Source organism: Runella zeae DSM 19591 (assembly GCF_000423565.1).
Lineage (GTDB): Bacteria > Bacteroidota > Bacteroidia > Cytophagales > Spirosomataceae > Runella > Runella zeae.
Genome location: NZ_KE384041.1, coordinates 40,311 through 54,780, shown reverse-complemented (window position 1 = coordinate 54,780; position 14,470 = coordinate 40,311). Strand labels below are relative to the sequence as shown.

General features: G+C 41.1%; 11 protein-coding genes. 4 read left to right on the top strand and 7 right to left on the bottom strand.

The features are described from left to right. The first annotated feature begins 170 nt into the window (after positions 1-170). A complete protein-coding gene (locus tag G563_RS0127245; RefSeq protein ID WP_037328364.1) occupies positions 171-1,217 on the top strand; it encodes an oxidoreductase in 1,047 nt (348 codons plus the stop codon). A gap of 48 nt (positions 1,218-1,265) precedes the next feature. Here the strand turns inward: G563_RS0127245 and G563_RS0127240 are convergent, their stop codons facing one another. Further along, positions 1,266-2,063, bottom strand: a complete 798-nt coding sequence (locus G563_RS0127240; protein WP_028668122.1) for an SDR family oxidoreductase — start codon at positions 2,061-2,063, stop codon at positions 1,266-1,268. A 233-nt stretch (positions 2,064-2,296) separates the two neighbouring features. On the opposite strand from G563_RS0127240, the gene G563_RS0127235 reads away from it, so the two are divergent. Both G563_RS0127235 and G563_RS0127230 read left to right on the top strand, forming a co-directional pair. Continuing rightward, positions 2,297-3,133, top strand: coding sequence for a sterol desaturase family protein (locus G563_RS0127235; protein WP_028668121.1), 837 nt, complete (start codon positions 2,297-2,299; stop codon positions 3,131-3,133). A gap of 105 nt (positions 3,134-3,238) precedes the next feature. Next, positions 3,239-4,030 carry a DUF3050 domain-containing protein gene (locus G563_RS0127230; RefSeq protein ID WP_028668120.1) on the top strand — a complete coding sequence of 264 codons (792 nt, stop codon included), beginning with the start codon at positions 3,239-3,241 and terminating at the stop codon, positions 4,028-4,030. Between the two features lie 62 nt (positions 4,031-4,092). Here the strand turns inward: G563_RS0127230 and G563_RS0127225 are convergent, their stop codons facing one another. The 5 genes from G563_RS0127225 to rbp form a co-directional block, all read right to left on the bottom strand. Next, positions 4,093-6,657 carry a T9SS type A sorting domain-containing protein gene (locus G563_RS0127225; RefSeq protein ID WP_028668119.1) on the bottom strand — a complete coding sequence of 855 codons (2,565 nt, stop codon included), beginning with the start codon at positions 6,655-6,657 and terminating at the stop codon, positions 4,093-4,095. A 15-nt stretch (positions 6,658-6,672) separates the two neighbouring features. Then, a complete protein-coding gene (locus G563_RS0127220) occupies positions 6,673-7,851 on the bottom strand; it encodes a hypothetical protein (RefSeq protein ID WP_028668118.1) in 1,179 nt (392 codons plus the stop codon). A gap of 6 nt (positions 7,852-7,857) precedes the next feature. Continuing rightward, positions 7,858-8,415, bottom strand: a complete 558-nt coding sequence (locus G563_RS0127215) for an RNA polymerase sigma factor (protein ID WP_229598577.1) — start codon at positions 8,413-8,415, stop codon at positions 7,858-7,860. A gap of 143 nt (positions 8,416-8,558) precedes the next feature. Further along, the gene (locus G563_RS0127210; protein ID WP_028668116.1) at positions 8,559-9,695 is read right to left on the bottom strand and encodes a hypothetical protein; all 1,137 of its coding nucleotides are present in this window, start codon (positions 9,693-9,695) and stop codon (positions 8,559-8,561) included. 205 nt (positions 9,696-9,900) lie between these two features. Next, positions 9,901-10,254 carry an RNA-binding regulator gene (gene rbp, locus G563_RS0127205; RefSeq protein ID WP_028668115.1) on the bottom strand — a complete coding sequence of 118 codons (354 nt, stop codon included), beginning with the start codon at positions 10,252-10,254 and terminating at the stop codon, positions 9,901-9,903. A gap of 387 nt (positions 10,255-10,641) precedes the next feature. On the opposite strand from rbp, the gene G563_RS0127200 reads away from it, so the two are divergent. Then, the gene (locus tag G563_RS0127200) at positions 10,642-13,584 is read left to right on the top strand and encodes a M16 family metallopeptidase (protein WP_028668114.1); all 2,943 of its coding nucleotides are present in this window, start codon (positions 10,642-10,644) and stop codon (positions 13,582-13,584) included. A 78-nt stretch (positions 13,585-13,662) separates the two neighbouring features. On the opposite strand, the gene G563_RS0127195 is transcribed toward G563_RS0127200, so the two are convergent. Beyond that, positions 13,663-14,292: a hypothetical protein gene (locus tag G563_RS0127195; protein WP_028668113.1), complete on the bottom strand. Its 630-nt coding sequence runs from the start codon at positions 14,290-14,292 to the stop codon at positions 13,663-13,665. Positions 14,293-14,470: the final 178 nt, after the last annotated feature.

Below are 14,470 nucleotides of genomic sequence, written 5' to 3'. Positions count from 1 at the left end.
TTGGAAAAACCCTCAAAAAAACAACTCCACAAGCAGTAACTTTTATTAGATTCTTTCTTCGTTTGGTAGCTTTGTCTTGCTTCTTTATGTTTTTTGGTTAGGAAGTAAGAAGTGCACTTTTTATATATTGGAGGCATAACACAACTTTTATTAATACCCACATTTTATTTATGCAATCAGAACTAGAAAAGGTTTTAAACGTCGGACTTATTGGTTTCGGACTCTCTGGACGCTACTTCCATGCTCCTTTTTTAAAAGTTAATCCTGGCTTTAAACTTACCAAAGTAGTCACTAGCAACAGTAGCTCAGTGCATGATTTTGATGCCACCGTAGAAGTGGTACAAAGCGCAGAAGAGCTTCTGGCCGATGCCAAGATTGATGTCGTTTTTATCTGTACCCCCAACCACCTTCACTTTCCTTATGCCAAAGCAGCTTTAGAAGCAGGAAAGCACGTAGTGATTGAAAAGCCTTTTGCCAATACAACTGCCGAAGCAGATGTGTTGATTGCTTTAGCTAAAGAAAAAAAATTAGTGGTGACAGCCTATCAAAATCGTCGTTGGGATGCCGACTTTTTGACGATTCAAGCACTTCTCAAAGAAGGAAAACTAGGCAATATCGTCGAATATGAAGGGCATTATGACCGCTATCGCCCCGAAATCGCCCAAGGCACTTGGAAAGAAGTAGCTGCTGCGGGTGCGGGCAATCTTTACAACTTGGGCCCACATATCATCGACCAAGCGCTTGTGCTATTTGGGCCTCCTGAATCCGTAACGGCTACCATTAAAATCATCAGAGAAGGTGGTGAAACTGACGACTATTTTGATATACGACTAGCTTATGCCGACAAAACGGTGATTTTGAAGGCAAGTTTGATGGTCTTTGAAAACAGTCTTCGGTATTTGATTCATGGAAGTACGGGAAGTTTTATAAAATATGGGCTTGATATTCAAGAAGATACCCTTCGCAAAAATATCTTACCAGATACCCAACCTTGGGGCGAAGAGCCTCAAAATCAGTGGGGAACCTTGTATACCCAAAACGGCCCCGAAACTATCCCTAGCATGGCTGGCAACTACATGCCTTTTTATGACAACCTTTATGCGGCTATTGCCAAAGGAGAAGCCATAGAAGTAACACCCCAACAAGCCCGTAATACCACTCGCGTGATTGAATTGGCACTGGAAAGCAATCGTCTCAAACAAACATTAGCTTTCTGATAGCGAAACCCTGCCGATGTTCGGAATATCGGCAGGGTTATTGTTATTTTACCCATTGTCCGAAAACTCGGGATAGAGCATCATTCCTCCGTCTACGTAGAGGGTTTCGCCCGTAATATAATCCGAATCGTCAGAGGCAAGCCAAACCGCCGCTTTGGCTACATCTTCTGGTTGGCCGATTCGTCGATAAGGAATCAAATTCATCAAATCTTTCATGTTTTGCTCCGACGACCACACACTTTTGTTGATAGGGGTCTGAATCGCCCCTGGGCTGATGGCGTTGACCCTGATTTTGAGTGGGGCAAGTTCTTGGGCTATTGATTTCATAAACATCAAAACACCTCCTTTAGAAGCGGCATAATTGACGTGTCCTGCCCACGGAATCATGTCATGCACGGAGCTCATGCAAATGATTTTTCCGATAGCTCGCACGGGTGTTTGCCCTTTGGCTTGCGCCACAAAATGCTTAGCTGCTTCCCTTGCGCACAAAAATTGCCCTGTCAAGTTGATATTAATCACATTTTCCCACTGCTCAAGCGTCATTTCCATGAAAGTAGCATCGTTTTGAATGCCGCTGTTGGCTACCACAATATCTATTTGCCCAAACACAGCAACCGCTTTTTCAAACATTTTGAGGACATCCGCTTCTTTTCCCACATTTGCCTTGACCGCAATCGCATCCCCTCCTTCGGCTTTGATTTGTTTGACTACCTCAAGGGCTTTTTCGCGGCTACTGTTGTAATTGACTACAACATTGGCACCTTCTTGCCCAAACGCAATAGCGATGGCTTTTCCAATGCCCGAACTGGAGCCTGTAATAATTGCAGTTTGATTAGTTAGTTTCATACAGATAAAATCTTGGAGAATAAGTTGTTGGTAATGTTAGGTAATGTTAGGTAATTTTATCTTAAAGTAAAAAATCCCTATCATAATGCGCTAAAAAGTTGTGCCACTTTTAAGGCATTTTAAATTTAATCACCTCACCCTCCATTGTTTCCTTAGGCTTAGAAAGTGCTCAAGTATTTTTTTGTACTAAAAAATATTATTTTTGTTACATAAAAACCATATTTTTCAAGCACATGGAAGCGATTGTTCGATATTTTGAAACCATACCTTCATCACACCGTTCGGCTATTTTGGTCAGTGGAATTACATTTTTTTGGCTTCTTGAAAGCGGGGTACCTCTATTTAGGTTTAGGTATAATAAATGGCGGCACGCCGGAATTAATATTTTTTTTACAATCACTACTATCATTATCAATTTTGCTCTTGCATTTATTTTGCTTAAAGCCAGCGATTGGGCGGTAGCGCACCGTTTTGGCTTGTTACAATGGCTTCCTCCACTCCCTTTATGGGCATTTGCGGTAATTGGATTACTGGTTCTTGACTTGATTGGGGCATGGTTTATTCACTGGACTGAACACAAAGTACGGTGGATGTGGCGTTTTCATCTTATTCACCACACCGATACACAAGTAGACACAACAACCGCCAACCGTCACCATCCCGGCGAAAGTGTTTTTAGATTTATATTTACTACTATGGCGGTATTTGTGGCAGGAGCGCCTATGTGGTTAGTAATGATGTACCAAGCACTTTCGGTGGCCTTGTCGCAGTTTAATCACGCCAATATCCACCTTCCATCTTGGGCTGATAAGATACTGAGCTGGGTGATTGTGACTCCCAATATGCACCATGTTCACCACCATTATGTATTACCTTATACTGACTCCAATTACGGCAATATTTTTTCTATTTGGGATCGGATTTTTGGGACCTTTACCAAATTAGAGCCTTCTCAACTTACCTATGGCATTGATACCCACATGAAACCCGAAGAAAACGACGAATTGGGCAGTTTACTCAAAATTCCGTTTGAAGAATATCGCCCTCCCGTAGGAGCCAAATTTGACTAGTGCGCCTGAATTCATTTACAAAATACTAATTTTTCAAAACCTTTTTGACGTTTTAATCGTACTTAAAGGGTAAGTATTTTTTTGTATTTTTTCATAATAATTCGAATGAATCATATCCAAACAATCAATGCACACATTGAGCCACTTAGACAACAAATCGTAAATCATCGGGTGTATTCTGTAATCGAAACAATCGAGGATTTACGCGTTTTTATGCAATACCACGTCTATGCCGTCTGGGATTTTATGTCGTTGTTGAAAACGCTTCAAAACAATCTTACTTGCATAAGCATACCGTGGTACCCCAAAGGATCGGCAGCGACTCGTTATCTTATCAATGAGATTGTGGTAGGAGAAGAATCTGATGTAGACATGGACGGAAATCGTAAAAGCCATTTTGAGCTTTATTTGGATGCCATGCAACAAGCCGGAGCCAACACAGCTGAAATCACTGCTTTTCTTGAGCATCTTTTGCAAAACCATAACTTGAAAAATGCTTTTGCAGTCGCTCAAACTCCTATCGCTGCCGTTAATTTTGTAGAAAATACATTTGAAGTCATAGATAGCCAAAAACCTTACATACAGGCTGCGGTATTTACTTTTGGCAGGGAAGACCTAATCCCGAACATGTTTGTTTCTATTATCAATGATTTGCACGCCCATTTTCCTTCACAAATTTCCATTTTTAAATATTACCTAGAAAGACACATCGAAGTAGATGGAGATCATCATAGCCACTTAGCCCTAGAAATGACCCAGCAACTTTGCAACGTCAACGAACAATACTGGAACGAAGCCCAAGAAGCGGTGGTAAAATCATTAGAAAAAAGAATTGAGCTTTGGGACGGTGCTTATGAAGAAATAATGGCCAACAAATCGGTTTTGGATGAACATTGACTCTCATTTAATTTCTCCTGCCGAGCCTAAAAACCTCGACAGGAGAAATACTGCAAATTAACTCAAGGCACTACACTAAATTGCTTGGTTGTACTTTTGTCTTGATGCTGTATTTTGAGCCAATAGCTGCCACCCATTCCTTGAATTTGGAGCTGCGAAGATACTCTTTCAAAACCTACTCGCCTTCCCGCTGAATCATAGACCACCAACTCAGCATTTGTCCAGTCTTCTGGCAACTCCACTACAAACACCCCACGATTGGGATTTGGGTACAACTTTATTTCTTTTTCTAGCTCTGGTGCTATACTCAAGGGCTGTAGTATCGTAACCTCCAATGACTGCGAAGTCCGCGAACATCCAGATTTCGTAACCCGAACACTATAACTCCCACTTTCGCCTACGTCCAAAGACGACGCCGTTGCTCCTCCTATCTCTGTTCCTTGCTTCATCCACTGATAGCTAAGGTCGGTACCTTGATTGGCTTTTAAAAGCACTTTGAAAGGTGCATAGACTATGCCTACAGACTCGGTGCTTATGGAGGCTTCAGGTAAAGGTCGCACATTGATAGGTACGCCTATAGAGCGGGCACTCGCCCTACAAGTAGTATCGACCGATTCCACTTGATAGGTACCTGTGCTGGTTATGGTAAGATTGTTTTGAAAACTTCCTTGAAGTGGAAGGCCATTTTTAAGCCATTGGTATTTCAAAGTAGGGCTGTGTAATGCGAGAGAAAGAGAAGTGGTACTACTACCTTCACAAAAATCAGTAGGTCCGTTTATAGTCACATTAGGTGTCGGAATCGTTCGATTTGTCACCTCAACTTGAGGAGAAGTAAAACTAGTACCACACACCGAATCCGATACTACCACTCTATACGTACCTCCCCCAGTGGCTTCAAAAGTCTGTTGCTTAGTAGTGGCGAGTGGTTGGGAATTGCGCTGCCATTGATACTTCAGAAGCCCCAAAGAATCGGTATTGGAGACCAATTCAAATTTTTGGTCTTCGCATACGGTTGTAGCCTTAGTCTTCAAAACTGCATCCAATTTTTTATAACAGGGGCCAGTAACCTTCGTTAAGAGAGTTTGATAAGAAAAATTTTCTTGTTTACCTATATGAGGATTAGGTAACACAGAAACCAAAGTTTGCGGTATCACATATCCTCCATTTTTAGAGGGCAATGCACTACCTACAAAATTAACTTGCTGGTTGGGGTCAGATACTGGCAAATTGATGGGCAACTCCCAGGCTTTTTTTCCTGATTTAGTATATTTAACCAGCTTAAAGGTGTGAGTAAACCCCCAATCCACCAATCTGAGAAATTCTGCGGCATTGGGATTAGTGGTTCTTATAGTCTGAGTCACTAAAATACCTCCGTCTTCATCAAGACTAAGCAATCCAGGTTGATTAGGGATAGACCATGCGATTTGCCCAGCCGGTGTAAAGGCATACAATTTTTCATTGTTTATCCAATAAAAGCCTCCATCCGCTGCCCAAACCAGATTTCCGTCTTTTAAAAGAAAAGTACCATCTTCTGCCAAGAGAAAAGAAGCAGAGAAACGACTATATCCTACAATACGCCCAGAAGGCAATACTTTAATTCTATCGACAAAATTCAAAGTACTCCCTTCTCCTACAGACCACATCAAAGCTCCTGTTGAACTATACTTTGCTATTTTTCCATTTACTTGTTTAGGGTTATAAAGCACAAATCCCCCATCAGGTGTACTTTGAAAATTGAGGTCTCCAATAAAATATTCTGGTAAAGTAATCGGTATCTGGTTTATTTTACGCCCTTGGTCATCCCACTTGGTGATCATATTATCACTAAATACAACCCAGTTGTTTGCGTTGTCAACTCCTATCAATCTAGAGCTACTTAAAGTTTGCCCCATATCAGTTTTTGATTTTTCTCGACCATCTACATCCACTATTACCAATTGCTTAGAAGAAGAAATAAGCTCCGAAAAATTAGCACGATTTCTCACTTCAAGGGTGGTAATATAAGCCGAGACACCATTGTGATGCAGCAGCCGCCCCGACGAGGTCGTTCTATTAAAATCAGTTTCATCTGGATAGCGATAGTACGAGGGCCTTATGGCATATTCCCAAACCACTTTGCCTGCTGTATCAAAACGCCTTAAAATATTGGGGATAGAAGACGCAACTAGCATTCCACCAGAAGGTATCTTACTCACGCTCTGAATAAAGTTGAATGAAGAAGGTGTCTCTATCTCCACTTTGTAGGTATAGTTTTCATCATAAATTATATTTGAGTATTTAGTGTTTTGTGGCTCTTCATAATATACTCCCTGTACAAAACTATTATTGATGAAGTTAGCGTACTCTCCATTGCGTGTATAGTTTACTTCCGCCTTAAAGGTACTATCTCTTCCTATGACACGATATAAAACAGTAGTACTACACTTAGGGACACATTTTCTAAACGGAATCTCTAATACAGTCGAACCGTCAGGAGTTAAATAACTATTAGGATACCAATATCCATCTGGTCGTTCGCATACTACATTACTCCCATATGGTTTTTCCCATACTGTCTGATATCCCAATTGTGCCCAAGAGGGCAAGACAACTACTCCCATCAATAAGATGATACATAATTTTTTCATGGCTTTGGTAAGGTTTTATGGCATAAGTCCAACACTGATTTTTAATCCAAAATTGTAAGGGTTAACTTTTAGTAAACCACTCGTGGTGGTCTTACTGATAATACTATAAGAAGCGGTAGGCTCTACCGTCATCAGTAAGTGTGGCGTAAGTATTTTCTGAAACCCTATCGAAGCATGTCCCCATACATAAGGCTCGGCATTAAGCATATCCACGGCGGTTTCTGCTCCCAAGCCAATAAAATAACGTTTATTACTAAGCAGTCCCCAGTTAAATTGCTTATCGACTCTAATACCCAATAAATGCAATTGTTTATTTTCTACTTCTTCCTCTATCTGACGACTCACCAACGGCTTATTGGGAGTAGTGTTTGTACTAAGAGTGTATTCATTAGTTGCTACTGCATAGGCTGTTTGCTGTCGCATTTGGGTATAACTCAACCCCACCCGCCATGCGCTGTGATTTCTGAGAAGGGTCAGTTCGGTTCCAATCTTCAAGCCCGTACGACTTCCATTGAGTGCCTCTCCCGCATATACTTGTTCGATTTTACCACTTGCCTCCGGCAAAATATACATGCGTTGATAAGTAGCTAAGGGCATCACACTTACAGACCAGAGCCAAAGCGATTTAGGAAGTTGGCTTTTTGAAGGCACGGCAATCGGTGTTTTCAACTCGACTGGTGAATTTTCGATACCATGAATAGCAAGTGACTGCAACTCCAATGATGTATTTGTAGACTCTGATATAGGTGTCGTCTCAAGATGAGAAGCATCCGCGGCTGGAGCCTGTACAGCTTCTACCTCACGTTCGGACATAACTTTTTCGCCAACAGGAGCATTACTTTTCTTGCTTAAGCGATTAAACTCTTGAGTTCTGATGTGCTGTATATCTTGCTGATTTGCGATTTGTGGGACAAACAAATCACTTTTAAGCGTTTGCTTAGATGTCAAAGCGACCGACACCGCCGTAGCGTTATCAGGTTTCATTTGCGCCCATTTACTCTGTACGGGCGCATGACAGACTCCTGCACAAAATACTCCCACCAACACGCCTATGATTGTTTTTGACCAGGGCGAGTGATGTGAATGCTTCGGTAAGGCTTTTTCAATGGTATCCCAAGCATCCGGTCGAGGTTCTGATTCAAAGTTTTTGAATATTCCTCCCAAAAAATCCTTCAACTCATCGTCTTGATTCATACTGGTTTATAGCGTTATTGACCAAAGGCCTACTGCTTTCAATTTTCGTTTTAGAATTTCACGAGCTCTTGCCAATTGTGACTTAGAGGTGCCTTCCGCAATCCCAAGGATTTTAGCGATTTCGGGGTGCGTATATCCGTCAATATAATACATATTTGCCACCATTCGATAGCCGTTTGGCATGGCATTTATTATCTCCAAAATTTCCTCTTGTGAGAGCTTATCATATACTTGGGGAGATACGCTCCAATCATCCAATATCGTTTCATAATCAACTTGTTCGTTTTCACGACGATGCTGACGATAATAATCTATAGCCGTGCGGATAACCGTCGATTTTACCCAATATTCGACGGACTCTACATTTTTGAGATCTCCAATATTGAGAAAAATCTTAATAAAAGCTTCTTGAAAAATATCTTCTGCCTCTGCTAGGGTACGTGCATATCGACGACAGACGCCCATCAAACGCCCCTTATACAGGTTGTAAAAGGCATTTTGGGCCTGACGGTCGTTTCGCTGACAAGCTTTTACCAATTCTATTTCTTTTGCAGAAGCGGCCAAAATTTTATAATTTGAAATGAGTGGATTGATAGGTATTTTTTAATGAACAAAGGACTTCTAAAATGAGTAGGAGGCTGGTAAAAGTTGATGAACGAATAAACCAAAGATTGCCATAATCACAAGTGCCCAAAACAAACCCCCACTTACATTTTTTTGTACTGAAATATCCACTGCCCTTCTCCATCAAAAACTACCACATTGTCTTCTCCATTTACCCTTATTTCAGCCACATATTTTGTGGGTTTAGGTTCACCTATTAGTTGCAATTTACGTCCTTTTGCCCATTGCCAATTGCTCCATTTAGAATCTATGTATTGCCGAGCCGAGGCTGGAAGTTCAGCGGCTGTGATATAACTTGCTTTAGTAGTCGATAGTTGATTAGCTCGCACATCTAAGCTCATCCAGAAAGTCTCTTGTAGCGTATTTGTGGCTCGCATTTTCCATTTGTTTATTTTACCAAATTGCTTTTCTCTAACACTATAGTTCCAAGTCCAGTTGGTTGTTTGAGAGGCTAATTCTTCACTGAGCCGAGAGGGTGTTTCGTTTTGGGTGGCTATCTCATATCCAATTTCTTTTTCGAGCGGCATTATCCATTCTTTTATTTGGCCGTTGGCATCAAGCAGGATTTCAGTCGTAATCAATGAGTTTTTGTCGCGTACTGTATTTGTCACAATAACCCTCGTCGTTTTGTCTTCATATACGTATATAGATACATTGGCACTTGCGTAGTTGTGGGTTTCAAAAAATTGCTTCACAACCGAAGGAATACGAGTATCGTTTTTGAGCTGCTCTACGGTAGTCAGAAACAGCGCCGTTACCCTCCCAGCCCTATCATCAGTAGTATTACTTTCCAAAGCATTGTTGGCATTAAAGCGAAGGCGGCGACGCTGTCCATCTTTCTGTTCTACTTCTACCAAGTGTCCTATTTTGGTTTGTGAGTTTTGCAAAACCACCGCCACCTCTTCTATAAAACCCTCTGGAACAATCCGATACACTTCATCTTTAACGACCTGTGGCAATGTTTGCGGGCTACCGACTAGCTTGTTTTCAAAAAGTATCTCGCCCTCATTGTCAATCAACATAAAGCTACGGTGAGTAGCAACCGGAAAATCTGCTTGCCACACATCTTTACTTACACGCGATAGCAACACATCAGCCATGCCAGGATTAGACACCCTAATCACCTCTACCACGGCCTGCGGCACACCGTCATCATTGGGAGGCGCCGTGCTTTTATCTACCACCGAATCGCAGGATGCTATTCCTAATAAAAAAAACATGTATATATATCGTCGAAAAGACATGCCAGACTTAAGAATCTAAAGGTGTACATCAACAAAGACGATACAACAGACAAAGGGGTTGTATCACGATTAAATTTTTATCATTTACCCTCACATTTATGTTTTTGGGGTATATCCTATCATAAAAAAACGGGGCGACTCCGTAGAATCGCCCCGTTACCAAAATCCATATTTTTTAGGATTACCAGCGCTTTTTGAAATCATTGTCACGACGGAATCCACCTCCGCCACCGCCACGGTTTCCACCGTCACGATTTCCACCGCCAAATCCTCCACCAGTACGAGGACGCTCTTCGCGTGGACGTGCTTCGTTTACGACAAGTACTTTCCCCATAAAATCAAAATCGTTCAATTGTGAAATGGCTTGTTGAGCCTCATCGTCATTAGGCATCTCGACAAATGCGAAACCCCGGCTTTTACCCGTAAATTTGTCCATGATGATACGGGCCGAAGATACTTCTCCAAATTCCTCGAATAACTCGCGTAATTCGTCATCGTTCGCTTTGAACGGGACGTTTGCTACATAAATGTTCATTGTGCTTTGATTTGTAAAACGTTTGGTGCGCTACGTACGGTTTTCGATTTAAACTCCTTCCGGATGGATGACAGATACGCAGCAACGCGGTCGAGAGAAATAGAGAAAGTACCAATAGCGCACAAATATAAAAACTAATTTTTTGATTTTTAACAAGCGAAATAAGGATTTTAGAGTTTTTTTAACCTTGCACGCAACGTAATCGCAACTTTTTGCGTACAGGTATACTGAGAATGTAAGGCTATTATTGTCTACATTCTTTATAATTGAGGAACGCACAGGTGGAAGTCGAGGGGGGCAATTGCCCCCCTCGACTTTTTTTAGTCGGATGTTTTGGATTTAGAGCATTGGATATTAATTTCCCCCTCTCTATCAAACATATCATCCATGAAAACTTTTGTGTTCTTTGCGCTGTCCATGACCGCGCTCTGGTTTCAGTCTCTGGCTCAATCCAAGGCTTATGAATGGCAAACAGCCACAGCAGGAGGCTACGAATATAAGTATGTCAGCAATGACCCACTTCAAGCTCGTTTTTATACCCTTAAAAATGGCCTCACCGTCATCTTAAGTGTCAATAAAAAAGAGCCCCGTATCTTCACTTTTATCGCCACTCGTGCAGGTTCCAACACCGACCCGCGTACCAATACTGGTTTGGCGCATTATTTAGAGCATATGCTGTTTAAAGGGACAAATCGTTTTGGTACATTGGACTGGGAAAAAGAAAAACCTTTACTTGACCAAATCGATGCGCTCTATGAGAAATACAACAAAACTACCGACACCACTGAGCGCAAAAAAATCTATGCAGAAATAGACCGCGTGTCAGGGCAAGCAGCCAAATTTGCAATAGCCAATGAATACGACAAAATGATGTCGTCGATGGGGGCGCAAGGCACCAACGCCTTCACTTCTCACGAAGTAACCGCCTACATGGAAGACCTTCCAGCCAATGCAATCGACCGCTATTTAGCAGTTCAGGCCGAACGCTTTCGTCAGCCTGTATTACGGATTTTTCACACGGAGCTAGAAGCTGTTTATGAAGAAAAAAACCGCTCACTCGACAACGACCCCTGGAAAGTTCAAGAAAAGCTCTATGAAGCGCTGTTTCCTACTCATAATTATGGACAACAAACTACCATAGGTACTATCGAACACCTCAAAAACCCCTCGTTGGTAGAGATTCGTAACTATTATAACAATTATTATGTACCCAACAATATGGCCGTCATTTTTGCGGGGGATTTCAATCCTGACGAGGTCATCAAAAAAATAGATGCGGCCTTGGGATACATGCAACCCAAGCCCGTCAAAGAATACAATCCTGCTCCCGAAGCCCCACTTACGAGTATCCAAGTGCGTGAGGTGTACGGGCCAACTCCCGAAAACATACGCCTTGGCTTTAGATTTCCTTCCATGGTAAATGATTTAAAGGGAATGGCCGTTTCGACGATTTGCGACGAATTGATGTCTAACAGCGGAGCGGGCCTCATCGACCTCAACCTCAACAAACAACAGAAGATTTTAGGAGGTAGCTCTACTATCGATTACCTCAAAGACTATTCAGTATGGATTTTATCCGGGCGCCCTAAACAAGGACAATCTTTGGATGAAGTGAAGAATTTGCTCTTAGGAGAAGTCGAAAAACTCAAAAAAGGAGACTTTGATGAATCGGTTATTCGCTCTATTGTAAACAACTACAAACGTAATGCTATTCAGCAGCTCGAAAGTAATTATAGCCGCGTAAGTCCCTTGCTCGAAGCATTTATTAGTTCGGGGGGAAACAATTGGCTCAACTATTCGAGCCGCTTAGACGCGATGTCGGCCGTGACGAAAGCTGATATTATGGCCTTTGCCAATACTTATTTTAAAGACAATTATGCAGTAGTTTACAAACACAAAGGCCCTGACAAAAATATTGTTAAAGTCGATAAACCTAACATTACGCCCGTTGAGGTCAATCGCGAAGCCCAGTCTCCTTTTTTACAAAAAGTCAACACCATGCAAATGGACGAAATCAAGCCCGTATGGCTCGATTATCAAAAAGATTTTAAGAAAAGTAAAATAGGGGGTGCCGAAGTTCTGTATGTCCAAAATACTGACAATGAGCTTTTTCGTTTAGGCTATCGCTTTCCAATGGGTACTTATCATAGCAAATTGCTCCCGATTGCCACCCAATATTTACAATTTTTGAGTACCGACAAATACAATGCCGAACAAATCAGTAAAGAGTTTTTTAATCTAGCCTGTAATTATAGTATCTCTTCTTCTGGCGAATACACCACGGTACGGCTCTCTGGTTTGCAGGAAAATTTTTCTAAGGGGGTAAAGTTATTAGAATATCTTATCCGAAATTGTAAACCCAACGACGAGGCACTCGAGCAACTAAAAGGGCGATTGGCCAAAGCCCGTGCAGATGCAAAACTCAACAAAGGTGCCATCATGCAAGGACTGATGAGCTATGCTCAGTATGGTTCTCAAAACCCTTATAATAATCAATTGACAAATGAGGAATTAAAAAATCTTACATCGGCACAGTTGCTTGAAGTACTACATAGCTTGTTTGATTTCCCCCACCAAATCATTTATTATGGGCCTCTATCTTTGACGGTGCTTTCTCAAGAAATTAAAACAAGCCACCCACTTGCAGCAAAATTCAAAGCGATTCCAGCCAAAAAAGATTTCAAACAACTTGACCAAACTGCCACCCAAGTGCTTTTTGCAGATTATGACATGGTACAAGCCGAAATCTCTTGGATTCGCAACACCGCTCAGTATAATCCAGTACTTGCTCCTACTGTCGAACTATTTAACAACTATTTTGGCGGTGGCATGGCTTCCATTGTATTTCAAACCCTTCGCGAATCCAAAGCCTTAGCTTACTCGACTTATGGGTATTATGGTACTCCTCAGAAAAAAGGCCAAAAATATACTCTCACCGGCTATATTGGTAGCCAAGCCGATAAGCTCAATGAGGCGATTGCGGGAATGAACGAATTGCTCAATCAACTGCCAGAATCAGAGAAATCGCTCGAAACGGCTAAAATAAACATGAAGAAAACCTTGCAAACCGACCGTATTTTGCAAGACGGCATCATCTATAACTATCTCAGTGCGCAAGAAAAAGGGATAAGTAACGATGAACGAAAACTCATCTATGACCAAATAGACAAACTGACTTTCAAAGACTTAAAGCAATTTGCTGATACAAATTTGGCAAACAAGCCTTATACTTATTGTATAGTAGCCTCTGAGAAAAGAGTCAAAGAAAGCGACTTAACCAAGTATGGTACCGTCAAAAAGCTTTCTTTAGAAGAAATTTTTGGGTATTAAAAACGACTTAGATAAACGCAGGAGGTTTTTGGGTAACGCAGGCAGGGTTCAAAATCCTGCCTGCGTTATTACCTGCGTTTATTCATACTCTGTTATCAAATGCTTTATTGCATTTTCATCTATTTGGCTTTGATGAAATAACTGATAGGCTTCTTTTCCTCCAAACCATTCTAATACATAATCTCTCTTGAGCTTTGTAGGCGCATTACTCAATATACTTCGATAAGAAGAATGAGGATAAATTCTAAAATCATTCACTAATCTGTGTTTTCTGGGATTGTGATGAATATACCATATCAATCTTGTAAAATACGCTTCTGAATCTACCACAATTCTCCGAAAAGGCTCTTCAAAAAGCCCTCCTCTACGATTATTTATTTTATTTAGGGCTTGTGCGTAGCCGTTAAAAAGTTTTGAAAATTGATTGCTGATACAAAAAGAAGCGCCTCTGTCATTGATAAGTCCAAAATCTTTTGCGCCCAGCCTTGCTACGATTTCATTTTCAGAACGAGTTTTTATCAAAAAATGAAAATGATTCTTTAATAAGCAATAAGCGTAGGTTTCGCCAATGGGTTCAATATAATCCGCGTATTTTTGAAGAAAATAACTGTAATTATATTCTTGCTTAAAAATAGTTTCTCCATTGATACCTCGATTATAAATATGATAATAAGTCTCAGTCTCTAACTTTGGTATATTAGCTTTCATACTTTTTGTCGTTAGGACGTATTCTATCTTTTCAAGTCACAACATTACAACAACGCAGACGGGGTTTGAACCCTGCCTGCGTTTATCTCCCTTTGCCATTAATACTTTGGTTATAAATACAATGATAAGTCTCAGTCTCTAACTTTGGTATATTAGCTTTCATGCTTTTTGACTCTTA